This window comes from Streptomyces fagopyri (assembly GCF_009498275.1).
In the GTDB taxonomy this organism is placed as follows: Bacteria; Actinomycetota; Actinomycetes; order Streptomycetales; family Streptomycetaceae; genus Streptomyces; species Streptomyces fagopyri.
On sequence record NZ_CP045643.1, the window covers coordinates 697332 to 719835 of the forward strand.

18 protein-coding genes and 1 pseudogene are annotated in these 22504 nt (G+C 71.3%); 7 read left to right on the top strand and 12 right to left on the bottom strand.

The features are described from left to right. Positions 1 to 5: 5 nt before the first annotated feature. Entirely contained in the window at positions 6 to 497 is a 492-nt protein-coding gene (locus GFH48_RS02925; RefSeq protein WP_228120310.1) for a hypothetical protein, read from the bottom strand. A gap of 85 nt (positions 498 to 582) precedes the next feature. On the opposite strand from GFH48_RS02925, the pseudogene GFH48_RS02930 reads away from it, so the two are divergent. Further along, a pseudogene (locus GFH48_RS02930) lies at positions 583 to 798 on the top strand (helix-turn-helix domain-containing protein); the annotation flags it as partial. 86 nt (positions 799 to 884) lie between these two features. On the opposite strand, the gene GFH48_RS02935 reads toward GFH48_RS02930, so the two are convergent. Continuing rightward, on the bottom strand, positions 885 to 1130 hold the full coding sequence (locus tag GFH48_RS02935) for a DUF5133 domain-containing protein (RefSeq protein WP_153286731.1): 246 nt from the start codon (positions 1128 to 1130) through the stop codon (positions 885 to 887). Between the two features lie 180 nt (positions 1131 to 1310). Beyond that, complete coding sequence (locus tag GFH48_RS02940; RefSeq protein WP_153286732.1) at positions 1311 to 3032, bottom strand: FAD-dependent monooxygenase; 1722 nt, start codon at positions 3030 to 3032, stop codon at positions 1311 to 1313. On the opposite strand from GFH48_RS02940, the gene GFH48_RS02945 reads away from it, so the two are divergent. Continuing rightward, positions 3019 to 3270, top strand: a complete 252-nt coding sequence (locus tag GFH48_RS02945; RefSeq protein WP_228120312.1) for a Clp protease N-terminal domain-containing protein — start codon at positions 3019 to 3021, stop codon at positions 3268 to 3270. The genes GFH48_RS02940 and GFH48_RS02945 overlap by 14 nt on opposite strands. 132 nt (positions 3271 to 3402) lie before the next feature. On the opposite strand, the gene GFH48_RS39675 is transcribed toward GFH48_RS02945, so the two are convergent. After that, on the bottom strand, positions 3403 to 4653 hold the full coding sequence (locus GFH48_RS39675; RefSeq protein WP_265590167.1) for a COG1361 family protein: 1251 nt from the start codon (positions 4651 to 4653) through the stop codon (positions 3403 to 3405). Positions 4654 to 5017: 364 nt separating this feature from the next. On the opposite strand from GFH48_RS39675, the gene GFH48_RS02955 reads away from it, so the two are divergent. The 3 genes from GFH48_RS02955 to GFH48_RS02965 all read left to right on the top strand — a co-directional run bounded on the left by GFH48_RS02955 (position 5018) and on the right by GFH48_RS02965 (position 7884). Next, positions 5018 to 5392: an FKBP-type peptidyl-prolyl cis-trans isomerase gene (locus tag GFH48_RS02955; RefSeq protein WP_153286734.1), complete on the top strand. Its 375-nt coding sequence runs from the start codon at positions 5018 to 5020 to the stop codon at positions 5390 to 5392. A gap of 506 nt (positions 5393 to 5898) precedes the next feature. Then, positions 5899 to 6618, top strand: coding sequence for a hypothetical protein (locus tag GFH48_RS02960; protein WP_153286735.1), 720 nt, complete (start codon positions 5899 to 5901; stop codon positions 6616 to 6618). 333 nt (positions 6619 to 6951) lie between these two features. Continuing rightward, positions 6952 to 7884: an ADP-ribosylglycohydrolase family protein gene (locus tag GFH48_RS02965; protein WP_153286736.1), complete on the top strand. Its 933-nt coding sequence runs from the start codon at positions 6952 to 6954 to the stop codon at positions 7882 to 7884. A 635-nt stretch (positions 7885 to 8519) separates the two neighbouring features. Here the strand turns inward: GFH48_RS02965 and GFH48_RS02970 are convergent. After that, positions 8520 to 9455: a LysR family transcriptional regulator gene (locus GFH48_RS02970; RefSeq protein ID WP_153286737.1), complete on the bottom strand. Its 936-nt coding sequence runs from the start codon at positions 9453 to 9455 to the stop codon at positions 8520 to 8522. Positions 9456 to 9589: 134 nt separating this feature from the next. On the opposite strand from GFH48_RS02970, the gene GFH48_RS02975 reads away from it, so the two are divergent. Both GFH48_RS02975 and GFH48_RS02980 read left to right on the top strand, forming a co-directional pair. Then, positions 9590 to 10906, top strand: a complete 1317-nt coding sequence (locus tag GFH48_RS02975; protein WP_153286738.1) for an MFS transporter — start codon at positions 9590 to 9592, stop codon at positions 10904 to 10906. Between the two features lie 629 nt (positions 10907 to 11535). Further along, complete coding sequence (locus tag GFH48_RS02980) at positions 11536 to 11751, top strand: hypothetical protein (protein ID WP_153286739.1); 216 nt, start codon at positions 11536 to 11538, stop codon at positions 11749 to 11751. Positions 11752 to 11798: 47 nt separating this feature from the next. Here the strand turns inward: GFH48_RS02980 and GFH48_RS02985 are convergent, their stop codons facing one another. The 7 genes from GFH48_RS02985 to GFH48_RS03015 form a co-directional block, all read right to left on the bottom strand. Further along, positions 11799 to 12017 carry a hypothetical protein gene (locus GFH48_RS02985; protein WP_153286740.1) on the bottom strand — a complete coding sequence of 73 codons (219 nt, stop codon included), beginning with the start codon at positions 12015 to 12017 and terminating at the stop codon, positions 11799 to 11801. Between the two features lie 133 nt (positions 12018 to 12150). Beyond that, positions 12151 to 12684 (bottom strand): putative immunity protein, encoded by a 534-nt coding sequence (locus GFH48_RS02990; RefSeq protein WP_153286741.1) that lies wholly within the window; start codon positions 12682 to 12684, stop codon positions 12151 to 12153. Positions 12685 to 12747: 63 nt separating this feature from the next. After that, the gene (locus GFH48_RS02995; protein ID WP_153286742.1) at positions 12748 to 14019 is read right to left on the bottom strand and encodes an FAD-dependent monooxygenase; all 1272 of its coding nucleotides are present in this window, start codon (positions 14017 to 14019) and stop codon (positions 12748 to 12750) included. 142 nt (positions 14020 to 14161) lie between these two features. Next, positions 14162 to 14347, bottom strand: a complete 186-nt coding sequence (locus GFH48_RS03000; RefSeq protein WP_228120320.1) for a hypothetical protein — start codon at positions 14345 to 14347, stop codon at positions 14162 to 14164. 636 nt (positions 14348 to 14983) lie between these two features. Further along, positions 14984 to 18115 (bottom strand): GH92 family glycosyl hydrolase, encoded by a 3132-nt coding sequence (locus GFH48_RS03005; RefSeq protein WP_228120322.1) that lies wholly within the window; start codon positions 18113 to 18115, stop codon positions 14984 to 14986. Positions 18116 to 18380: 265 nt separating this feature from the next. Continuing rightward, on the bottom strand, positions 18381 to 20399 hold the full coding sequence (locus GFH48_RS03010; protein WP_153286744.1) for an ATP-binding protein: 2019 nt from the start codon (positions 20397 to 20399) through the stop codon (positions 18381 to 18383). Positions 20400 to 20840: 441 nt separating this feature from the next. Further along, complete coding sequence (locus GFH48_RS03015; RefSeq protein WP_153286745.1) at positions 20841 to 22388, bottom strand: FAD-dependent monooxygenase; 1548 nt, start codon at positions 22386 to 22388, stop codon at positions 20841 to 20843. Positions 22389 to 22504: the final 116 nt, after the last annotated feature.

Sequence of the window (22504 nt, forward strand, 5' to 3'; positions counted from 1 at the left end):
TCGGATCACCCCGGCGTCTCAGGATCCGGCACACGGATCCGCCGCGCCGACTGCCGATCGATGGTGTACACGGCTCCCATCGCCAGCAGTACGGACGCGACCGCGCAGGTGACGACGAGGCCGTTGAGCCAGGCGTAGCCTTCGGAACTCGGGTATGTCGTTCCGTCGTCCAGGACGCAGTCGAAAGCCGGCGGCAGATACGAGGCGCGCCGGCCGACGAGGTGCTCCGTAAGGTAGGGCGCCGCGTCGCGGCAGGCGGGCGCCGGGGAGGAATTCGCCCCCGACCGGGACTCGTTGTCGGACAGTTCGACGGCGCCGAGCCCCATGAACAGGAGCAGTACCGCGGCTGCCGCCGTCATGGCGGCACCCCATCGCAACGTTCGCACGCCCCAGTCCGGACGCCTGCCGGGCAGAGCGACGGACAGCAGCATGACGACCACGGCAATGGCCCATATCGGGGTGGCGAGCAGAGCCGCCAAGGCGAGCAGGACGAACACGTTCCAGTCTCCTCCGGCCAGCCCAGCGAACAGACGTTCGCACCTGCGGGCGTTCGGAGTACTCTAGTAGTTCCGCTGAGGGATCGCCTGGCGCGCCGGAAGGCCGTGGTCGCCGCCGCTCGAAGACCGAGCGCTGCTCGTCGCCGCGTACTGGCGCACCGATCCGCCTCTGCGACAACTCGCGCCACCGTTCGGGGTCTCCAAGTCGGCGGTGGACCGGATCGTCGGCCACACAGGGCCACTGCCGGCACCGCACCACCGCCGGCGGTTCCGTCGCGGCACCGTGCTCATCGTGGACGGCCACGGATCCGGCGCCGCCCGGCCCGGGAGTGCGTCAGACAGCGCGACGAATCGTTCGTCGCGCCATGACGCCATGAGGCCCGGCCGCTACGCGGCCAGCGTCTCGTCCGCTTGTGTGACGCCCTCGCGGTCGGCGCCGAACTGCTCCAGCAGGTCGTCCGCTGCGAGCAGGGCCTGCTCAGCCGTCCGGGACCCGGTCATCACGCACAACGTGTAGGTGACGTCGTCCAGTGCCCGGCTGGTGCGGCCGGTGGGGCGGACGTCGTGTTCGATACGTGTGTCCGCAAACCGGGCCAGCACCGAGCGCAGTTCCCTCTCCGCCGGAAGGATCATGGTGGTTCCTCTCCCCAAAACACAGCTCGCGTGACAGGTGTCCGACACCGCGAGAAACAGATCGCACCTAGGGCGTCTCGCGCCGCACTCAACGCTGAGCCGGCGTCAGCCAGCTCTTCGTGTGCCCCCAGTCGCGAGGATCATGCCGCCGTGCGCGGGTGTCATCCGTCCGACGGCCGGTCATGGACCGAGCACTCGGGCGACTGCGGCGCGACCGACGCGATCTCCGCCGAGAGTGTTCACCGCCCCGCGGAGGGAGCCGTTGGCCTGCGCAGGAACCACTGTCCCAACGTCCGACGCGAGGGTCGCACCACCACGCGACCGTGGGCCTTGTGGCCGACCAGCTCCCCCCGCGGTCCGACCGGCGTACGAGGATCCGCAGGAGGCTGACGGTTCACTCGGGGCCCGCGCCGACGGAGCGGCCGACGGAGCCGCTCGTCCGTCCCGGCTCAGCGCGCCGCGCCGAACCAGGTGGACAGCGCCTCGCGCAGGCCATGGCGCGCCGGCTTCGTGCGAGCCGACGGACGCGGCCCAGGCGATGTATCCGTCGGGGCGGACGAGTACGGCGGAGGCCGGAAGGGGCTTGTCGCCGGACTGGGCGGCTACGAGGTCGACCCGGTCCTTCCAGCCTGCCGCGATGCCGGCCACCACGGAGTCCTCGGTGAAGTCCGCCAGTACGGGTCGGGCGGCCAGGAGTCGTTCGGCGATCGGGGTCCGATCGCCCGCGAGGTACGCCTGAAGGCCGGGAAACCACTGGCCGACCAGGAGGTGCGAGGCGTGCTCGCCCATGTCGTACCCGACGTCCGTTCCGCCCAGGAGCGCCGCGACGCGACCGCGGTTGCTCTCGTCACCGAGCAGTTCCGCGATCAGCTCACGCGTGGCGGTGATGTCCTCGCCCGGACGCATCAGGGCCATCTGGGCGCGGGTCTGCATGAGAACGCGTCGCCCGGCCGGTGCCCGTTCGGTCTCGTAGGTGTCCAGCAGGCCTGCCGGCGCCCAGCCCCGGACCTGTGCGGCGAGCTTCCAGCCGAGGTTGACGGCGTCCTGCATGCCCAGGTTCAGCCCGGCTCCGCCGACGGCGGAGTGCACGTGCGCGGCGTCGCCCAGCAGCAGGACGCGGCCCGCTCGATAGGACTCGGCCTGCCGGGAGTTGATACCGGCGACCCGGCGGAGCAGATGTGGCCCCGGGGTGGCGGGCCGGTTCATCGGCAGGTCCGCGCCGAGGACACGGCGAACGCTTTCCTGGAGCTCACCGAAGGTCACCGGTGTGCCCTCGTCGACAGGCGGCCGGTCCCACTCGAAGACCGCGACGAGGTGGGCACCGGGGTGCGAGGGCATCGCCGCGAAGGAGAACACACCACCGGGCAGGCGGTTGTGGGCGTACGGCCGAAGGCGTGCACCCAGGCCGGGGAGATCGAGTTCGCCGGTGCCAGGGGTCAGCAACGCGTCCGGGACGACGGCGTGTCCCGCGCGGGAGACGAAGGTCTCGTCCGTGGTGCCGGGGAAGGCGATGCCGGCCTGCTCGCGCACCAGGCTGTGTCCGCCGTCGGCGCCGACCAGGTAGCGGGGACGCATCCGGTACGCGCCCTCGGGGCCGCGGATGTCGAGGGTCACGGCGTCGTCGTCCTGGCGCAGCGTGGTCAGCCCGTGTCCGCGGCGGATCTCGACGCCGAGTTCCCGGGCCCGCTCTTCGAGCACCTGCTCGGCGCGCGTCTGCGGTACCTGAAGGACGTGCATCGGGTTGTCGCGCAGTCCGCGCAGATCCAGCGGTATGCCGCTGAACTTGTAGAAGGGCAGAGGCTCGGGAGGGCGGGCGCGATCGGCGAGCCGCTCGTACACACCGCGGACCTCCAGCGTGCGGACCACCCGCCCGACCAGTCCGTTGGCCTTGGTCCAGAGCATCGAGCGACCGCCGGTACCCGCCTCACGCAAACGGACCCCCTTCACCTCGGGCGCGCGCTCGGTCCTTCCGCGCGCACTCGCCGAGGTGAAGAAGGGCGGCAGCCGGCGCATCACGCCGGAGCACCTGATGCTCGCGATCCTCGACTGTGAACTGCCGGACCCCGCAGCGGAGTTGATGGAGCGGCTGGGCATCGACCGCCCGTCCGTCCGTGAACGCATCAGGCAGGCCGCCGCCTGAGTCTTCGCTCCGACACGGGAAGCGGGTCAGTCAGTACGGGAGACTCCGTGTCGGGCCGTCACCGGCGGGCGTCGGGCCCCGGCCCGAAGGCCGGGTCCGGCCTGCGCCCGGTGCGACTCGCAGGACTTCCGGTCACCTCGTGCTCGCGTCGCGGCGGCGCCGGGCGAGCAGCACGAGGGAACCGCCGGCCGCGACCGTCGCCGCGGCCGAACCGGCCCACACGGCAGTGCCGTTGCTGCCCGTCGCGGCGAGACCGCCCTGCGGGCTCGCGCCGGACGTGCCGCCGGTGGCCGCCGAGGTCGTCGCCCCGGTCATCGTGGGGGAGCCGCCCGTCGAGGGGCTCTGGGTGTCCTTGCCGCCGCCGGTGCCCGGACCACCGTCTCCCCCTCCGCTACCGGTGGTGGGCCCGCCCGAACCACCCGTTCCCTGGCCGCCCGTGCCCGAACCACCCGTTCCCGGGCCGTCGTCCGTGACCACGTCCACGTGGAGATACGCCGTGTCGTTCGCCGCGTTCTTGTCGTAGCTCTGGTGAGTGCCGTAGACGGAACTCGCCCGGACCTCCCCCTCGGTGTCGTGCGCCTTGCTGCCGATCTTGAGGACGAAGGCGTAACTGAGCTTCTGCCCCACCTCTATGAGGTTGTCGTCGTGCCAGCACACGTAGACGGGGTGTCCGGGCTCCGACGGACCGGTCGGCGAGTCGATCCCGAAGGGGGCGCACTCCTTCGGGACCTGTACGGCGGTGGTGCCGGCCGGAATGTGCACCATCAGGCCCGGCTGCTCGTCGCTCTCCGTGTTGTGGATCCAGCCGGGTCCGTCGTTGCGCAGGGTGGCCGTGAGGGTGACGGTGTGCCCGCGACGGCCCTTCGCCCGGTCCCCGACCGCCACGAGGTCGGCCGAACTGTCCGCGGTCAGAGCCATCCGGTGGTAGCTGTCGTCGTATCCCTCCTCGTCCGGCGCCTCTCCCGTGGGGCCCGTGCCGTACTCGACGGTCTCCATGAGGGCCTTGGCGAGCACCTTGAACCGTACGGGCACGGTGACGGAGGCCCCCGGCTCGACGACGGTGTCCAGCCTGCACCGCGCCTGAGCCACCTGATCGGCGTCGGTCGAGTAGGTGCAGCCCTCGACGGTGTCGGGGAACCCGAGTCCCCGCGTCAGCCGCGTCTGGAAGAGGACGCCGTGCGCGGCCTCGGTGCCGGTGTTGGTGACGGTGACGCTCTTGTCGTAGGTCTCGCCCGGCTCGGGGGCGGGGGCCGGGAGCGTCGAGACCACCAGGTGCACACCGGCGTCGTCGGCGTGTGCGACGGACGCGGACAGTGCGGGGACGGTCATGCCGAGCACGGCGGTGGCCAGGGTTGCCGTTCGGCGGAATCGTGCGCGCACCACGGGGATCTCCTCGAGAGACGGGAAGGGACAGGACGGCGTCGACTTCTCCTGTCCGCTGGTTCACCTTGTGGACATCCGGAGGATCACCGGAGTTGTACCGACCAGGCATTTTTGACCTGTTCATGGGATCGCGTGGGCTTCCGGCACAGGGGCCGGCCCGCTCTCTCCGGTCGACAGCCGGTCCGGTGGAAGACGTGATGACCGGCCTGTCGCGCCCCCGACGGTGCGACAGGCCGCCGGGCAGAACCGTTCGGAGCGTCTGTTGGATCCGCCGGCTAGGTAGCGTGGCCGTCGAGCCGCATGGAGCGACCATGCGGCCGGCGGATCCGCACGGTGACTTCCGGCGGAGAAGGATGAGGCTGCGATGACCGAACTGGCGAAGCCCGAGATCGACTTCCCCGGGGGCGACGCTCCCACCGACCTGCAGATCAGGGACCTCGTCGTGGGTGACGGGGCCGAGGCGAAGGCCGGCGCCGCCGTCGAGGTCCACTACGTCGGCGTCACCTTCGAATCCGGAGAGGAGTTCGACGCCTCCTGGAACCGCGGCCAGACCTTCCGGTTCCCCCTGGGAGCCGGCAGGGTCATCAAGGGCTGGGACCAGGGCGTCGAGGGCATGCGGGTCGGCGGCCGCCGTGAGATCACCATCCCCCCGCACCTCGCCTACGGTGACCAGTCACCCTCCCCGCTGATCCCGGCGGGCTCGACACTCATCTTCGTCGTGGACCTGCTCGGCGTGTGAGGTGAGCCCTGCCGCCCGGCCTCGTCCATCGGAACGCGGGCCGGGCGGCGCCTCGTTCGGTCCGACGGTGGGTCGCCCACCGCGCCGCGGGTCGCCCTCCCGGGCCGACCGCGCCAGGTGGCGTACGGAATCGGCAAGGGTGCGGGCGAGCCTGGCGACGGTTCCCGACGCACAGCCGGGCCGGACATGGGCCGATGCCGGACATGGGCCGATGCCGGGCAAGACCTCCGCGGGCTCGGCCTCCGCGGGCTCGGCCTTTGCGGATGGTGCGAGCGGGTGATGTCCCCCGACGGGTGTCCGGTGGACGCCGGACCGTGTTGGGCGCGCTTCCTGCCTCCGGACGGATGCCCCAGCAGCCGGCCGAGCCTCCGACTCCGGTCCTCCCCTCCTCCGGGGCACGGGCCGGCTCGGGCGACCGGGTGACACATGGCCCGGCGCCCGCCCGTCCGGCCCAATCGCCAGGTCTCCCCCGGGCGGACGAACAGAACGTGAGGTAGGAAACCCATGTGAATGATCTGCTCACCGAAGTCATCGGGGCCCACGGCGGGATCGGACGCTGGCAGGAACTGAGCCGGGCGCAAGCCACTCTCGTCAGTGACGGGGCCCTGTTCGCCGTCAAGGGCCTGCCGCAGGATGCCACTCCACGCGTGATGACCGTCAGGCTGCACGAGGAACACGCCTCGGTACAGCCCTTCGGCTCTCGCGATCAGAGGACAGACTTCACACCCGGCCGAGTGCGCATCGAAAAGCTCGACGGTCAGGTGGTCGCCGAACGCGAGGACCCCCGGACGTCCTTCGCCGGACACACACTCGAGACGCCCTGGGACCCGCTGGACCGCGCCTACTTCAACGGCTACGCGCTGTGGACCTACCTCACCACGCCCTTCCTGCTCGCCATGCCCGGCTTCACGGTCACCGAGATCGAGCCGTGGCGGGAAGGAGAGGAGAGCTGGCCGGGGCTGCGCGCCGCCTTCCCGTCCCGGATCGCGAGCCACAGCACTCACCAGGACTTCTACTTCGGTCCCGACCGACTCCTGCGGCGCCACGACTACCACGTCGACGTGGCCGGCGGATTCGCCGCCGCACAGTACGTCTACGACCACGTGGAGGCGGACGGCATCGTGCTGCCCACCAGACGCCGGGCCTACCGCCGCGACACCGAGGGTCGCCCGCTGCTGGACCAGGTCATGGTCTCCATCGACCTCAGCGACGTCCACTACAGCTGACGGGAGCCTTCCGCCGGCACCTCCCTGTGCGGCCCCGCCGAAGGTGACCGTCGGCGGGGCGAGGCTCCTCAGTCGGCGCAGAGGGTGCCGGGGGCGGGCAGCGCGCCGGTCGTGCGGTAGCGGTTGGTGGCTCCGGCCGAGGGGCGGCCTTTCCCCGCCCGGTCCTGCCCGGCCGGCGGTCACGGAAGGAACCGTCGGTATCCCGCACGGGCGCCTTCCCGGCGGTCTCCGGACCGTACGAACCGGAACAGGTGGTGCGCGGTAATCCACTCGCCCGCCCGGACCGCGTACGACGAGAATGCCGGGACCGCCGACGATTCGAGGAGCTCCGCCATGACCGGTCCGCAGCACGCCCGCGACAGCTTGGACGGCCTGGTGATGGGCGACGCCTTCGGTGACGGTTGGTTCACGCGTTCCGACGAGGACACCGAAGGCCTGTGGGCGGCGCGCCGGCCGCGTCCGGCGCCGTGGTCGTGGACGGACGACTCCGCCATGGCTCTCGTCCTGTTCTCACACCTCGCGACCCACGGGGAGGTCCGGCCGGGCGAGTTGGCGAAGGAGTTCGCCGCCGAGTACGACCGGGACCCGGGACGCAAGTACGGGCCGTCCATGCACGGTGTACTGCGGCGCATCGGGGACGGAGAGGACTGGCGGGCCGTCACCACGGCGCAGTTCGGCGGACAGGGTTCCCACGGCAACGGCGCCGCGATGCGGGTCGCCCCTCTGGGGGCCTGGTTCCGGGACGACATGACGGTCGTGTGTGAGCAGGCCCGGCTGTCCGCGCTCGCCACCCACTCCCACCCGGAGGCGGTCGCGGGAGCCGTGGCCGTGGCGGTCGCCGCGGCGCTGGCGACCGCCGACAAGGGCCCGGACACCCCACCGCGTGCGGAGTTCCTGCGGGAGATCGCCGCGCACGTGCCGGACAGTGACGTCCGCTCCGGACTGCTGGTGGCCGCGGCGTTCTCGCCGCGCACGTCCGTTCGCCACGCGGCGTCCGTACTGGGCTCGGGAACACTGATCTCGGCTCCGGACACGGTTCCGTACGCCCTGTGGTCCGCCGCGGGTCATCTGGGCGATCTCTCCGAGGCGTTGTGGCAGACCGTCGCCGGGTGGGGCGACCGCGACACCACCTGTGCGATCGCGGGTGGCGTCGTGGCGGCCCGAACCGGCACGGGCGCGCTGCCGGCGGCCTGGCTCCGGGCCCGCGAGGACATCCCCGCCTGGAGCCAGGACCCCACCGGGACGGAACGGCAGAACGCGAACTGACAGCGGAGCCGCTTCTGCCCATATTTCCCAGGTGGGGTGCCAGTTGGGCCAGGACGGGAACGGTGTGCGCCAGGTCGTTCGGGTTCGGATTCCCCGGGAAATTGTCAACTGCTCCGTGTCAGTGGTGCGGTTCAGGATTTCCCGGGCTTCTGTTCGAGGTCTCCGGTCCCTTCACGGCACGGATGACGGCGCCGATGGGGTCGGAGACATCGCAGACGAAGAGCCGATGGGGGGCGTATGGATGCCGAGGGCGGTACGGACCGGGTTGAGGACGTGAGGTCGTGGCTGCGGGGGCTTGACGTGTTCGCCGGCCCCCTGGCGGACTTCGACCCCGAGCAAGTCCCGGATCCGCGGGCATGGAGGCCTGGTCGGTATCCGCCGAGCTTCAGCGCGATCCGTGCGGCGACCGTCTGCTCCCGGTCCGTATGGCGGTGGTGGGGATCCAGGGCCCGGTCACCGTCCAGCGCGCCGCCCGCCGTCACACGCCGCCGACGGCCGACCGGCGCACGGCAGGACAGGGGCTGAACCGGCCCCCCGGCCGTTGTCACCCAACACGGCGGCCGCAACCGACGGCGTCCGCAACCGACGGCGTCCGGGCCGATGGCGCACGGGCGGGTGGCGCACGGGCGGGGGCTTCAGCGCGGAAGCACCCAGTCCGGCGCCCAGGTCCCGGTGGCGTCACGGCCGGTCGTCGTGGCGGCGAGGTGGGCGCGGAGGGTGGCCAGCGCCGGGTGGGGGTTGTCACGGTGCCAGAGGAGCGAGTGCGGGTAGACGGGCGTCGGATCGGTCACCGGGATGCGGCGCAGGCCGTGGCCCGCGGGCCAGACGAGACGGGTCTGCCCACCCATGAAGGTGGCCAGGGCCGGGGTGTCGGCGATGGTGTCGAGGAGCGCGTCGGAGCCGAAGTTGGGACCGGTCGCCTCGATGGTGAGGCCGAACTCGGCGACGAGGTCGTCGTAGTAGGCGGCCCACTCGGTACCGGGGACGATGCCGGGCATCCAGATCCGGTGCCCGGAGAGCTGGGCGACGGTCACCGACCGGGCGCCCGCGAGCGTGTGCGCGGGACCGGTGAGGAGTTCGAGCGGCTCGTCGAGCACCCGGACGGACTCGATGTCCGTGGGGAGAGGCCGGCCCGGTACGCCGACGGCTCGGAAGGACGCGTCGATCGCACCGGAGTGGATCGCGGCGACAGCTGTCTCGATGTCGAACAGCATCACCACGTCGAGATCGACCTCGGGGTGCGCGTGGTGGAAGCCGCGCAGCAGCCCCGCCGCCGCGCCACGTGAGGCGATCACGTCGACCCGCAGCGGACGGCGGCCGGTGCGCACGGACGCGACCGCGCGTTCGGCGACGCGCAGCAGATCACGTGCGTGGGGCAGGAACGCCTGCCCGTCGATGGTGAGCTCGGCCCCGCGCGCGGTGCGGGTGAACAGCCGCACGCCGAGGTTGCGCTCCAGCGCGGCGATGCGCTTGGAGACGGCCTGTTGGGTGACCGCCAGCTCCGCGGCGGCCTCCTGGAACTGGCCCGCGTCGGCGGCGGCGACGAAGGTCCGGACGGTGTCGAGGTCCATGTCGACACCCTACGGTCACAACCATTGGTTGTGGCCAGGCGGTCCTGCGGTTGTTTGACCCCTCGGTACGGCGCTCGCTTTGATGCTTCCGGTCGCGGATCGGTTGTGCGGGTGAGTGGAGAGGGGCGACGGGCATGAGAGGCGGGAACCGGCGGACACGTCTGCGCGGACTGCCGCTGGGACGTCCGCGCGGACAACGGCTGGGACGTCCGCGCGGAGATCGGCTGGGGCGGCGGTTCGGCTGGTTCTGGGGAGCGTACGGGACCAGCGCGCTCGGCACGTGGCTCGCCTTCGGCGCCTTCCCGCTGATCGCCATCCAGGTGCTGCACTCGGGACCGGCCCAGGTCGCCGCGCTCTCCTCCGTGGGGGCCGCGGTGGGCGCGGCCGTGGCGGTGCCGCTCGGACCGTGGGTGGAGTTCCGCCGCAAGCGGACGGTGCTGATCGCCATGGACGGGGTGCGGTTCGCGGCGCTGCTGACGATTCCCGCCGCGTTCGCCCTCGGCGCGCTCACCTTCCTTCAGCTCCTGCTGGTCTCCGTCGTCGTCGCGGCGGCCGACATCACCTTCCGCGCCGCATCCGGCGCGTACCTGAAGGCGCTGCTGCCGGCCGAGGACCTGCTCGTCGCCAACGCCCGGTTCGAGTCGACGGCCTGGACGACCACGATCGTCGGACCCCCGCTGGGCGGCGTCGCGATCGGACTCCTCGGTCCGGTGGCGACGGTGGTGGCCGACGCGGTCAGCTACCTGCTCTCGGCCCTGGGCATTCGCGCGGCGGGCGGCCACGAGCAGCTGCCCGAACGCCGGGAGACCACACGCATCCGGGCCGGGGACCTGCTCGACGGCTGGCGGTTCATCCTCGCCGACGCGACGCTGCGTCCACTCTTCTTCAACACCGCCCTTTTCAACGGCCTGGTGATGGCCGCGCAGCCACTGCTGGCGGTCCTGATGCTCGGTCCGCTCGGGTTCGCACCGTGGCAGTACGGCCTCGCCTTCGCCGCGCCCTCGATCGGCGGCCTGCTCGGTTCGCGGCTGGCCCGGCCGCTCGTCACCCGGTTCGGGCAGCACCGGGTCCTGGTCGGGACGGGGGCGCTGCGCGCACTCTGGCCCGTGGGCCTGGCCTTCATCGGGCCGGACACCGGCGGGCTGCTGCTGGTGACGGGCGTCGAACTCGGGCTCATCTCCTGCTGCGGGGTCTTCAACCCCGTCTACGCCACCTACCGCCTCGAGCGCACCGCGACCGACCGGGTCACCCGCACACTGTCCGCCTGGGCGGTGACGACCAAGGCCTCGACCGCGCTCCTGACCGCCGTCTGGGGCGTGCTGGGCAGCCTGCTCGGCCCGCGTACGGCCATCGGCCTGGCCGGCGTGCTCCTGCTGGCGACCCCGCTGCTGCTCCCCCGCCGCGCGGCAGCGCCTCTCCCCGAACCGGAGCCGTCACCGAGCCGCGGCTGACGGGCGCGCCTCCCGTTCCGACCGTCGCCGAGCCAGACCTGGCGGGTCGCCACGACCGTCACCGTGCCGGGGTCGCGCAGCCACCACACGGGGCCGGCCCGGGAGAACCCGGGAGAACACAGAGAAAAGGGCCGGTCGGGAAGTCGCCTCCCTCACCGGCCCTCAGCCTTGGCACCCGTTCCCGGAACGAGGGTTCAGTCCTCACCTCTGACGATGTTCCCCTCGGGGCTGTCCGCCTGGTCCCGCCGCGCGGCGAGGGCGACGGTCGCAGGAACGCAGGTACGTACTCCGCTCCCGTGCCGACGACGCGCTTCCGCCCAGCCCGTCTCCGGCCGGCGCGTGGCGATCTTCCTGCTGACCTCAGTGCTCACGACACTTCATCTTCTTCCTGCGCCCAGCCCGTGCGGGGCCCGGCTCTTCCGTCATCCTCTGGATACCCGTACATCTCTCGGATACCTCAGCCGGGTGCCCGTCCTCGGCAGGGAGAAACGCGAATGCGCCGTAGCTCTCGGAATCCGAGGAGAGAACCGGCAATGGGAACATCATCCGCCAGACCGGCCCGACGTGCACGTCGAGTTCCTCCGGCCGGCGCGCTCGCGGTCCCGCATCCCGATCGGTGGCCCTGCCGCGTGGCGGGCACCCCGAGGACCCTTCTCGACATCGGTCCAGCGGGCGAGGAGGCCCTCGTCATCGGTGACGCACACCCCCTGAGAGGCCTGGACGGCACCCTGCACGACCGCGCGACCGAAGCGCTGCGCCAACTCCTCCGACGGTACCTGCCGGCCTGCCTGACCAAGGGCTGTGGCACTGCGGTACGAACGGACCCGGCATGGCTGCCGCGGTGATGGCCCGCACCGGCGCCGGCGGGCCGGCGGCCGCGACCACCACGGAGTCATCCCTGCCGTGACCACACCTCGGGGCCGCCGCCGTGCCACTCGATGACCGGCGAGTCCGCCACGTCGATCTCATCCACGTCGGTCCAACCCGCCCGTCGCATGATCTCGGCCAGCCCACGCAGGCTGAAGGCCGCCCCCATGCTCTCCCCGTCCACGCACACCTGGCGCCCCTCCCCTTTGACGAGTGCACTGACGACTACGGAACGCTCGGTCATGCGGCAAGCATCGCGCGCGGCCACACCCCGCGCATCCGGACGTGGTCCACGCCGTCACGGACCGCGCCGTCGTGCCGGATCGGTCGACCGGCGGAGCCCATTTCCCCCCTCCGCGCCTGTCGCGCGGCCGCCCTCAGGCGCGGAGAGCGGCGTCGAGCACGCGAAGGAGTTCGCCCACCCGCCCTCCTCCGGAAGGTGCCGGGGGCAGACGGCCGAGCACCGCGCCGACCGCTGGTGGTGCGTGTCGACACGCCCAGTCAAGGGTTCCCGCGGTGACGCGCGGGTCCGCTCCGGATGCCAGCTCTTCCGCGCGTGACGCGTGTGCCGCGGCACCGAGGATGTGTTTCACCTGGTGAGCGCTCGCCTTGGGATGAAGGTACGCGGCGGCGGCCGCATGGCTCGCCGCTCGTGCCGCGTCGGCCGCGGCAGGTGGTACGGCTTCCCGCGCGGCTCCGTACGCCGCCCACGCGTCCTGCCGCAGGGCGGCCGTGCGTCGGCCGCCCGCGGCGAAGGCCTGTGCCGCGTCGACGGCGTCGCGAGGGCGTGAGTCGGCCGGAAGACTCTGTTCGAAGATCGCCAGCGTCCTGCGCGCACACTCGGCTGCGTAGCCCGCGATCTCCCGGAGTTCGTGTTCGCTCAGTTCGATCTTGTCCGAATCGGTCGGCACCGCTCCCTCTTCCCCCGGATCGCCGACCGCGACCCTACCGCGGACCCACGAGCTCGCCCTCGGTCAGGTGATGCGCAGCGGCGTCTTCACCTCGGTCGCCTCGCGCCCGGCGGAACGGCTTCTTCCCAGCGCGGGCAGCGGTGCTTCGCCTCGCCGTCTGGTGAGATACCAGCGCCTGCCGGAGTCGTAGGCACGTCGCGCCCTGCGGATCGCGGCGATCTGAGTAGCGAGGTGCACCTGATACCGCCAGGGCGTCTGGTTGCCCTGACGCACCGCCATGGCGTACGCGAAGGACACCGGGTCGCGGTCGAGGTAGTCGTCGAGCTGCTCGAACCAGGCCATGCTCGAGCGGGCGCCCGCCTGTACGGAGTGCAGTTCGGCACGACGGTGCCGGTCGTACTCCCGCAGCGCGACCGTCTTCTCCGGGTACTGCGAGAGGCTGTGGGCGAGGACGATCGCGTCGATCATCGCGAGCCTGGTCCCCGACCCCAGCGTGAAGTGGGTGGTGTGCGCGGCGTCGCCCATCAGGACCGTGTCACCCTGGAACCACGTCCGGTTGCTGACGTGCGGGAAGCGCTGCCAACTCGCGGCCTCGCCACGCGACTTGCTGATCAACGAGTGGCCGTCGAGGGCCCGCCGGAAGATCCCCTCCAGCAGTGGCGTGCTCTCCTCGGCACTCAGGGAATCAAGCCCCAGGCCGTGCCAGGTCTGCGGAGAGCACTCCACGATGCACGTGCCGATCCCTTTGACCGACGGGTAGGCGTGGAACCAGATCCAGCCCGCGGAGGTCTGCTCGAAGCAGAAGACGAAGTTGTCGAACTCCTTGTCCGTGCCGAGCCAGATGTAGGGATTGCGGCCGACCTCCACGCGGGGGGCGAAGTGCGCGGAGTTGGCCTGCCGGATGCGGCTGTTGGAACCGTCGGCCGCGACAACGAGGTCGGCTTCCGGCAGTTGCGTGGCGTCCGTGGCCTGCCGCCCGTACTGGACGTCCACACCGAGACTCGACGCACGCCGCGTCAGTACGTCCAGCAGGGCCGCGCGGCCCATGCTGTACCCGTAGCCGCCGAAGTACGCCGACCCGTCGTGGTGGGCGCCGTGCAGACACACCTCCTGGCCCTGCCAGAGCACGGATCTGGCGCCGATCTGCCGCGCGCTCTCGGGGTCGTTGCGATGCAGGATGTCGAGCAGGTCGTTCCAGTAGACGACGCCCCAGCCGTACGTGGCCGCGGGCGGATCACGTTCCAGGACGGTGATTTCGTGTCCGGCGTCGCGGAGCTTCGCCGAGATCGCGAAGTACAGTCCGGCCGGACCGCCACCCACGCAGACGATCTTCATCCCGCCTCACAGCCTCGACGTCCTCGTGTACGCGGATGCCGCCCAGGTGACGGCAGGAATCCGGGCGTCCCACGGGCTCGGACGCCCGGATCCATCAATTGATGCCGGTCATACGGATGGCCGTAGCGGATGACTGGTCGATTCAGCCCCAGCCGCCCCCGCCCCAACCTCCGCCACCCCAACCGCCGCCGCCCCAGCCGCCCCCGCCCCAACCGCCGCCCCAGCCGCCGCCACCCCAGCCGCCGCCGCCCCAACCCCAGCCGCTGTCGTCGCCCCAGCCCCAGCCGCCGCCGTGACCGCCGCCCCAACCCCAGCCGTCTTCGTGCACGGACGAGGTTGCCGACGGAGCAGACGCGGGAGCGCTTGCCGCGCTGGCCGCTCCGACTCCGGCCGCGATGGCGATGATGGGCGCCGTGCAGACGGCGATGGCCACTCGCCTAATGCGTGAGGTGTTCGCTCGCATGATGATCCCCTCTCCAGAGGGTTGATGTCGCTGCCGGGCGCAGGAGAGCGAGCGCCCATGCACATCAGGGCCGACACACAGCCCGTGTGCGGGTCCGTCGCCGGATGTCTTGCCCTTCCGAGATGCGGACTGTCGGATCGTATTTTTTGCCCACAAAAAGGACAAAAACCTGTACGTACCAACGTAGGAGTACGGCTGGCCGAAGTCAAAGAAATGACGGTAAAAAGTGACAGCAACCGCCACCTGCCCGTCGGCACGCAGGGGTCCCGTCCCGCCGGCCAGGGCCTCGCCACCGATGGCCGGTGGGCTTCGGTGCGGCTCCGCCTCCGGCCACCGGTCGAAGCGGTCGCGGTCGGCCTGCCGGATCTCACCCTGCGTGCGAGGACGCCTACGACGAGGCACTCATCCGGGTCGGCGTCGAGTATGCGCGCGGCTGAGCCCGCGGCCGGGGAGAGGCCCGCGGGCCGGGGACCGGGGTCGGTCTCCGGCCCACGGCGGACCTCAGCCGAGACCCAGCGCGAAGAGGTGCAGGTTTCCGTCCTCAGGCAGGGTCACGGACTTGATCCGCTTGCCCGCCGGAACCTCGTAGGGCCGGGTCGCGAAGACGAACACCGCCTCGCCCTTTCCGTTCGGGGTGTTGCGGTACTCCGTCTTCGCCACCACGGAGTTGCCGTACACCGGATCAGTGCCGCCGCCGGGTCGGGTCCAGTCGCCGAAGGACAGATCCGTCCGCGCGGTGGTGCCGTCGGTGAAGGTGACCGTCGCGCTTCCCCGGCGGTCGCCGTTCGTGGCCGAGCCGACGAAGACCAGTCGTTCGGCCTCCTCGGCGCCGGCGCCGACGTCGAGCCGCTGGCCGTTCGCCGTGACGCTGTCGGGGCGGCCCGCGGGCGTGCCGGGCCAGGTGAGGCTCGTGCCGGAAACCTGTGTTGTCGCACCGCCCTTGAGCCCGGCCGCGGCCAGCGCCTGCCGCGAGTAGCTGTTGCCCGCGCCGTCGAAGTCCGCCTCGGCCGGTGTGCCGTCGCTCGACACTCCGACCGTCGTGTACGCGTCACCGAGAGCCGCGGTGACGCCGCCTTCCTCGGCCACCAGGACGATCACGGTGCGGTGCACGGGGTCACCCGCGCGGCCCCGGACGGTGAACGGCACCTCGTAGTAGCCCGGTTCCGTCCCGGCCGCCGCCTTCACCGTCAACTCGGCGGTACCGGAACCCGTGTCGGGAGCGAGGTTCATCCTGCCGCCCGACACGGTCAGTCCGGGCGGGGCGTCCGCGGCGACGGTCAGCGCGCGGTCGTGTCCGGCGAGTCGCTGCCCGTGCACCATGAGCTTCGTGCCGGCGCCGCCCGGGGACGTGGTCACCTGGTTCCGGGCCGCGTACGCCAGGAAGTCCTGCTCGCCGTCGCGGTACGACGGCGGCGCCGCCTTCGCCGACGTGGCCCAGGTCCTGTCCGCGGTACCCGACAGGACGAAGTCCAGTCGGCCGCCCTTCGTCAGCGCCGACGTCGGCAGGTACGTGCGCTCATGGTCGCGGCCGTCCAGTCGCAGGCCGTGCACATAGGGCGTGCCCGCCGTCGCCCGCGGGGCCCGGATGTCCAAGTCCCGGCCGTGGCCGGGCAGATCCACGACCACGCGCGGGAAGAGCGGACTGTGCACCGACAGGTCGGCGGTGCCCGGTGTCGCGGGGTAGAGCCCGAGTGCGGCCCACACGTACCAGGAGGACTGGGCGCCCAGGTCGTCGTTGCCCGGCTCGCCGTCGGGGGTCGGGCTGAAGAGGCCGGTCGCGATCGCGCGGACCTTCTCCTGCGTCTTCCACGGCATGCCGAGTTGGTTGTAGACCCAGGGGACCCCGAAGTCGACCTCGTTGCCGGCCCACATGTAGGGCTCGTTGGGACCCGCGTTGAGTTTGCCGAAGAAGGTGTCGAGCCGCTTCGCCGCGGCGTCGCGGCCGCCCATCGCCTGGACGAGGCCGGCGGTGTCCTGCGGTACGAGCCAGTTGTACTGTGCCGCGTTGCCCTCGTCGAACCCGTCCTGGCCGAACTTGCCCGCCGGCGGCGGCTGGTAGCCGGGTCCGTCCGGGAAGAGACCGTCCTCGCCCCGCGGGGAGAGGTAGCCGGTCGCGGGGTTGAGGATGTTCTGCCAGTTCTGGCCGCGACGGGTGAAGGTGCGTTCCGTGCCGCGGTCACCGGCGGCCCGTGCCAGCTGTGCGATGGCGAAGTCGTCGATCGCCCACTCGAGGGTGACCGAGGCGCCGACGCGGGCGTGGTCCCCGCGCACACCACTGTTGTTCGCGTAGCCGCGCTCCATGTAGTCCTCGACGCCCGGCCGCTCCTGGTAGGCGCCCGGCGTGTGGTCCACCGAGGTCGCGCCCTTGACCAGGTACTTCAGTGCGGTCTTGAGGTCGAAGTCGCGCGCGCCGTAGGCGTAGAGGTTGGCGATCAACGGCACGGAGTTGTCGCCGGTCATCTGGCCCGTGTAGTCGTTCGCGAGCGGCCAGCGCGGCCACCAGCCGCCCTGTTCGGCGTCGTTGACGAGGGACTGCGCCATGTCACTCGCCTGCTTCGGGAACAGCATCGCCTGCAACGGGGCGAGTGAGCGGTAGGTGTCCCAGTCGGAGAAATTCGCGTACTGCGTGCGGCCCTTGGGCAGCGTGCGGACCTCGTCGTCGAAGCCGGTGTAACGGCCGTCGGCGTCGTCGAAGGTGTTCGGGTGCATCAGCGAGTGGTAGAGGAAGGTGTAGAACATCTTCCGCTCACCGCTCTCGCCGCCCGCGACACGGATCTTGCGCAGCGCCTGCTTCCACTGGTCCCGGGTCTGCTCACGGACGTCGTCGAGGTTCCAACCGGGCATCTCCGCGGCCATGTTGGCCTGAGCGCCGGCGACCGACACGTACGACATGGAGACCTTCGCGCGCACCGTGCGCTCCTCGGCGGCGTCGAAGGTCAGGTAGGCGCCTGCCCTGGGGGCGTCCACCGAGTCGCCGTCCTCGGTCACCGCCTTGCCGTCCCAGATGCCGTGCGCGACGAAGGGGCGATCGAAGGTGATCGCGTAGTGCACGGTGTACTCGTTGCCCTTGCCGCAGAAATTGCCCGTGGTCGCGGATCCGGTGAGCGAGCGGTCGCCGGAGATCGTCAGGTCGGCCTTCTTGTCGCCGGCGAGGCTGCCGCCGCCCTTGACCAGGACCTGCGCCTTCTTCCCGGTTCCGGCGGGAAAGGTGAAGGAGGCCAGTCCGGTGCGGGTGGTGGCGGTGAGTTCGGTGCGCACCTTCGCGTCGTCGCCGGTGGTCACGGCGTAGTAGCCCGCCTCGGCCTTTTCGTCGGTGTGCCCGAACGTCTCGGCGCGGTCCCACGGTGCGCTGCCCACGTCGCCCGCGACCGGCAGCATCGGCACGTCGCCGAACGCGGTGCAGCCGACCGACGCGTGGTTGAGGCTGAAGCCCTTGATCTCTCCGCTGTGGTACTGGTAACCGGCGTACGAGCCCTCGGTGTCGGGCGAGAACTGCATCATGCCGAACGGGGTCGACGGGCCGGGAAAGTTGTTGATCTCTCCGACGGACGCGCCGCCGTTGCCGGTGCCGATGAGCGGGTCGACGAACTCGGTGGGATCTTCGACGAGTTCGGTGGCTCTCGCTGTGGACAACGTTGTCTGAGCAGCGGAAGCCGCTCCTCCCGATCCCCCGACCAGTGCTGCCATGACAGCGGCTACGACGGCGACTTGCGTTCTGAAGCGTCTCACGTGCGACTCCTGTGCAGAGGCGTCCCGGCCACCACACACTCGGGCATGGTCACGCCAAGGTCAAGAGGCCCGCGACACCACCCCGAGGGACGCCCCGCACCCGCTCACCGGACCGGTCGGACCGGATCGACCGGTGCGCAGCCGGGGCGTCCGAGCTCGAACGCCCCGGTCAGGAGGGTGCGGGGCCTTGCAGCACGAGGGCGAGGCCCAGTTCGGCGTCGCTGTTCAGCGCGTCGTGGAAGGCCCTGTCGTACGCGTCGTCCCCGGCCGCCCGGCGGGCCTGCAGCTCCCACTGGTCGCGAACCTCGGAGAGCTCGGGCGTGCCGCGGTTCGGGTGGCCGAGCATGCGCCAGTACGAGTTCCCGGTGCCGGAGGTACGGGCGGCCCCGATGCCGTTGCCCTGAGCGGCGTTCGCACCGGTGAGGAGGTCGAGAGCGAGTGCGATCCCGAGGTTGTCGTTGAGGTTGTGCTTGCTGGTGAGCATGGCTCGGGCGTGGCGTTCGGCGTCGTGCGCGCGCCCCTGGAGAAGGTCTATGAAGGCGAGTTGGTGGAACGCGTACGACCGCGCCCAGTGCTCGCCGTACCTGAGGCTGAGACGGCGCAGGCCGATGGCCGCTTCGTAGGCCTCGTCCAGTCGGCCCAGTGCGGAGTGGGCGAACGTCCGGATCACCATGCAGCAGAGTTGCGGGGCCCCTGACGGGGGCGACGTACCGCGGGTGATCAGGGCGTGGTCGCTCACGTCGTACGCGGCCTGGGGGCGACCGGCCATGAGGTGGGTGAGGCCGAGGGTGTGGGCGGCGAAGAGCGCGGACTGCGGGGTACCGTCCTGTCGCGCCGCGTCGGCGCACTCCTCCCCGACGCGCAGGGCGGTGCGGTGGTCGCCCTGGAGGGTCAGCGTGATACCCAGGGCCCACAGTGCCCGGGTACGGGACGGGCCCTCGGGCGTGTCGAGGACCAGGGCGCGTTCGAGATAGTCGCGGGACTCGTGGAGGTGTCCGCAACAGGGCCAGAACAGGCCCGTCCGGCCCGCCATTTCGAGAGCGGCATCGGGGTCCGCCTCGATGAGATGGTCCAGTGCGGCGCGGATGTCGGTGTGACTCGCGGAGATCCGCGCGTACCAGGCGACCTGCTGGCCGCTGAGCCAGCCGGCTTCGGCCTCGGCCAGCATGGTGGCGAAGTGCGTGGCGTGGAGTTGGACCACGGCCTGTTCCTCGCCCAGCTCCGCGAGCCACATCGCCCCGTACTCGCACAGGGTGTCGAGCATGCGGTAGCGGGTGCCCACCCGTTGGAGGACGGACTGATCGGCCAGCCGGTCGAGCAGCCGGGGGATGTCGTGGGCGGCGAGAGGGCCACCCGCGCAGACGGCCTGGGCGTCCGGCACTTCGACGGGCCCGCGGAAGACGGAGAGCCTGGCCCACAGCAGGCGCTCCAGCGGGGAACACAGTTCGTGGCTCCAGCCGATGGCGGTGCGAAGCGCTCGGTGACGCGTGGGCCATGCCGTCTCGTCCACGAGAGTGTCGAGGCGTGATCCGAGACGCTCGGCGATCTCGGTGAGGCTGCTCTCCCGCAGGCGTGCGCAGGCGAGTTCGACGGCGAGCGGAATTCCCTCCAGCCGACGGCAGATGGCGGAGACGGCTTCGGCGGAACCGCGGGAGTCGAGGGACACCGCGGGGGCGGCGGTGGCACAGCGCTCGCGGAACAGACGCACCGCGTCTCCGCCGCCACCGGCGTCCGTGGAGAGCGGAGTCACCTCGACACGGTGCTCGCCCTGCACACCGAGAGGCCTTCTGCTGGTGGCGACGACGGTCAACTGCGGCGCGGAGAGCAGAAGTTCGTTCACCAGTGAGTGGCAGGAGGCCAGCACTCGTTCACAGCAGTCGAAGACGAGAAGGACCTGTCGGCCGGTCAGCCACTCGCGCAGCCCCTCGACCGGGGCGCGCGGATGGTGGTCCAGAAGGTCGACCGCGTCGCAGACGGTGGCGGTGAACAGCCGGTCGTCGTAGAGGTTGGACAGGTCGATCCACCAGACACCGTCGGCGTACCGGCCCCGTGCCCGCTCCGCGACGCGCAGCGCCAGGCGGCTCTTGCCGACACCACCGCCACCGGTCAGGGTGACCGCTCGGTACTGGGTCAACGCCGTTTCGACCGCGTCGAGTTCGCTGTCGCGGCCGACGAAGCTGGTCGTCATGACCGGGAGGTTGCCTACCACGGCCCCATCCTGCACGGCTCACGCACCGAGCCAAACCCCCTTACAAGAAGCGGTCAGAAACGATCGAGGTTGGCAATTTTTCGATCGGAGGCTTTCTGTAGTCGACGAGGTGTGGCACTCCGCCTGACCTCATGGGCCCGATCGCACCGGCGTGGGCGCCCCCCACTCGCGCAGCCCTCCCGCCGCGCGTTCCACCGTGCCACGGCCGTCCTGGGTCGCCCCGTCGTCGGCCTCTCGTGCGGCCCGGTCGGACGGACCGACATGACCGACCTCGCCGCGATGGCCGGTCGGGGGGCCGCGCCGGGCGCATCGGGCCCGGCGGCGGACTCGAAGTCCGCCTGTCCGCGTCGGTGTCGGCTCCAGCGCCAACAGCAACGTCGAGTGGGGAGATCCAGGGATCGAGAGCGAAGGGCGGATCGATCAGGAGACGACGCTGTCCGCGACGGCGGGCGGAGAGAAGACCACCCGCAGCTCTTCGAGTGCCTTGCCGACCTCGGCCGTGAACGCCGCTCCGGAGCTGTGCTCTTCGGTCGCCCACCACACATGTCCGTCGGGCCGGATGAGCGCGGCGGTGACATCGGACCAGGCGGGGCCGCCGGTCTCGGCGATTCGGCTCGGGTGGACGGAGATACCGGCCTTCGCCGCCCGCTCGGCCAGGGCCGCGTCCACCGGCTCCTGACCCATCGTCAGCAGCACGGCGCGGCCGTCGTGCAGGAGCGGGAGCACTCCCTCGCCCTCGGGATCGTAGGCGCGGACGCCGGTCAGGGGGTGCGCCCGGGCGTCGGCGGGCGGGTAGGCGATGTCGAGCCCGGAGAGCTTGCCGGCCAGAAGGTCGGAGAAGGCTCCCGCGCGGACGACGGCCTCGCTCAGGAGGGCGCGCAGTGCCGTGATCTCGGGCGTCAGGCCCACGATGAGAGCGGTCTGCGCCCTGGTGTGCTCGGCGAGTTCCCCGCCGACCGGGTGGCGTTCGGCGTGATAGGTGTCCAGGAGCTCGTCGTCGGCACGGCCCTGGACCACCGCGGCCAGCTTCCAGCCGAGGTTCATGGCGTCCTGAAGGCCGACGTTCAGGCCGACGCCGCCGGCCGGCCAGTGGATGTGCGCGGCGTCACCGGCCAGGAGCACCCGGCCCGCGCGGTAGGTGGCCGCCAGCCGCGTCGCGTTGCCGAAACGGGACAGCCAGGACGGGTCACGCATGCCGAAGTCGGTGCCGGCGATGCGTACCGAGGCCTCACGCAGCTCGTCCAGCGTCATCGGTTCGCGCGTCTGGTTGCGCGGGTCGTACCCGGTGACACGGAATCTTCCGCCGGGCAGCGGTACGACAAGGAGGCGTCCGGCTTCGTTGAGGGCGGAGAACCCGGGGGTCAGCGGCGGCCGGTCGAGGATCACCTCGCCGAGGAAGCCGTACGCGGACGTGTCGGAGCCCGGGAAGCCGATGCCGGCCTCCTGGCGTACGACGCTGCGGGCCCCGTCCGCGCCGACGACGTAACCGGCGTCGACCGTGTACTCGCCGTCCGGGCCTCGCACCCCCAGGGTCACCGACGAGCCGTCCTGGGTCAGTGAGACGACTTCGTGGCCGCGGCGGACCTGAACGCCCCGTTCGGCGGCGTAGCCCTCCAGGAGTTGCTCGGTGACCGACTGCGGCTGGGCCAGCAGATAGGGGAAGGGGGTCGGCAGGTCACGGAAGTCGACGCGTGCCTCGAGCATGCCGAAGTGCCAGTTCGGCAGGGGGCGGCCACCGGCGATCACGTCCTGGTGCCGGTCGCGCAGGGCCAGCACTTCGATGGTGCGCGGCTGGATTCCCAGCGCCTTGGAGTGAGGGCTGCGCCGGCCCGCGCGTTCGAGGACGAGGGGGGTCACGCCGGCCACGGCGAGTTCGTGGGCGAGCCAGAGACCGACCGGGCCGGCTCCCACGATCACGACCTGCTGGTCCAAGGACCCCTCCGAGGGAGCCTCGGGCTTGGCGGTCATGTCGGTTCGTCTCCTCGTGAACGGCGTCCGAGCTGCTATTGACCAAGTGGTCATTAGCCAGGGTAGCCCTCCCCCACGCAAATGACCAAGCGGTCATTGAATGCCTCGTCGGCGAA

What these genes read in the sequence shown, in the direction of transcription:
- GFH48_RS03010 (WP_153286744.1), bottom strand. Translation starts at nt 20,399, where the DNA reads ATGACGACCAGCTTCGTCGGCCGCGACAGCGAACTCGACGCGGTCGAA.
- GFH48_RS02970 (WP_153286737.1), bottom strand. Translation starts at nt 9,455, where the DNA reads ATGGACCTCGACACCGTCCGGACCTTCGTCGCCGCCGCCGACGCGGGC.
- GFH48_RS02965 (WP_153286736.1), top strand. Translation starts at nt 6,952, where the DNA reads ATGACCGGTCCGCAGCACGCCCGCGACAGCTTGGACGGCCTGGTGATG.
- GFH48_RS02985 (WP_153286740.1), bottom strand. Translation starts at nt 12,017, where the DNA reads ATGACCGAGCGTTCCGTAGTCGTCAGTGCACTCGTCAAAGGGGAGGGG.
- GFH48_RS02935 (WP_153286731.1), bottom strand. Translation starts at nt 1,130, where the DNA reads ATGATCCTTCCGGCGGAGAGGGAACTGCGCTCGGTGCTGGCCCGGTTT.
- GFH48_RS02995 (WP_153286742.1), bottom strand. Translation starts at nt 14,019, where the DNA reads ATGAAGATCGTCTGCGTGGGTGGCGGTCCGGCCGGACTGTACTTCGCG.
- GFH48_RS03015 (WP_153286745.1), bottom strand. Translation starts at nt 22,388, where the DNA reads ATGACCGCCAAGCCCGAGGCTCCCTCGGAGGGGTCCTTGGACCAGCAG.
- GFH48_RS02940 (WP_153286732.1), bottom strand. Translation starts at nt 3,032, where the DNA reads ATGCTCTGGACCAAGGCCAACGGACTGGTCGGGCGGGTGGTCCGCACG.
- GFH48_RS02975 (WP_153286738.1), top strand. Translation starts at nt 9,590, where the DNA reads ATGAGAGGCGGGAACCGGCGGACACGTCTGCGCGGACTGCCGCTGGGA.
- GFH48_RS02955 (WP_153286734.1), top strand. Translation starts at nt 5,018, where the DNA reads ATGACCGAACTGGCGAAGCCCGAGATCGACTTCCCCGGGGGCGACGCT.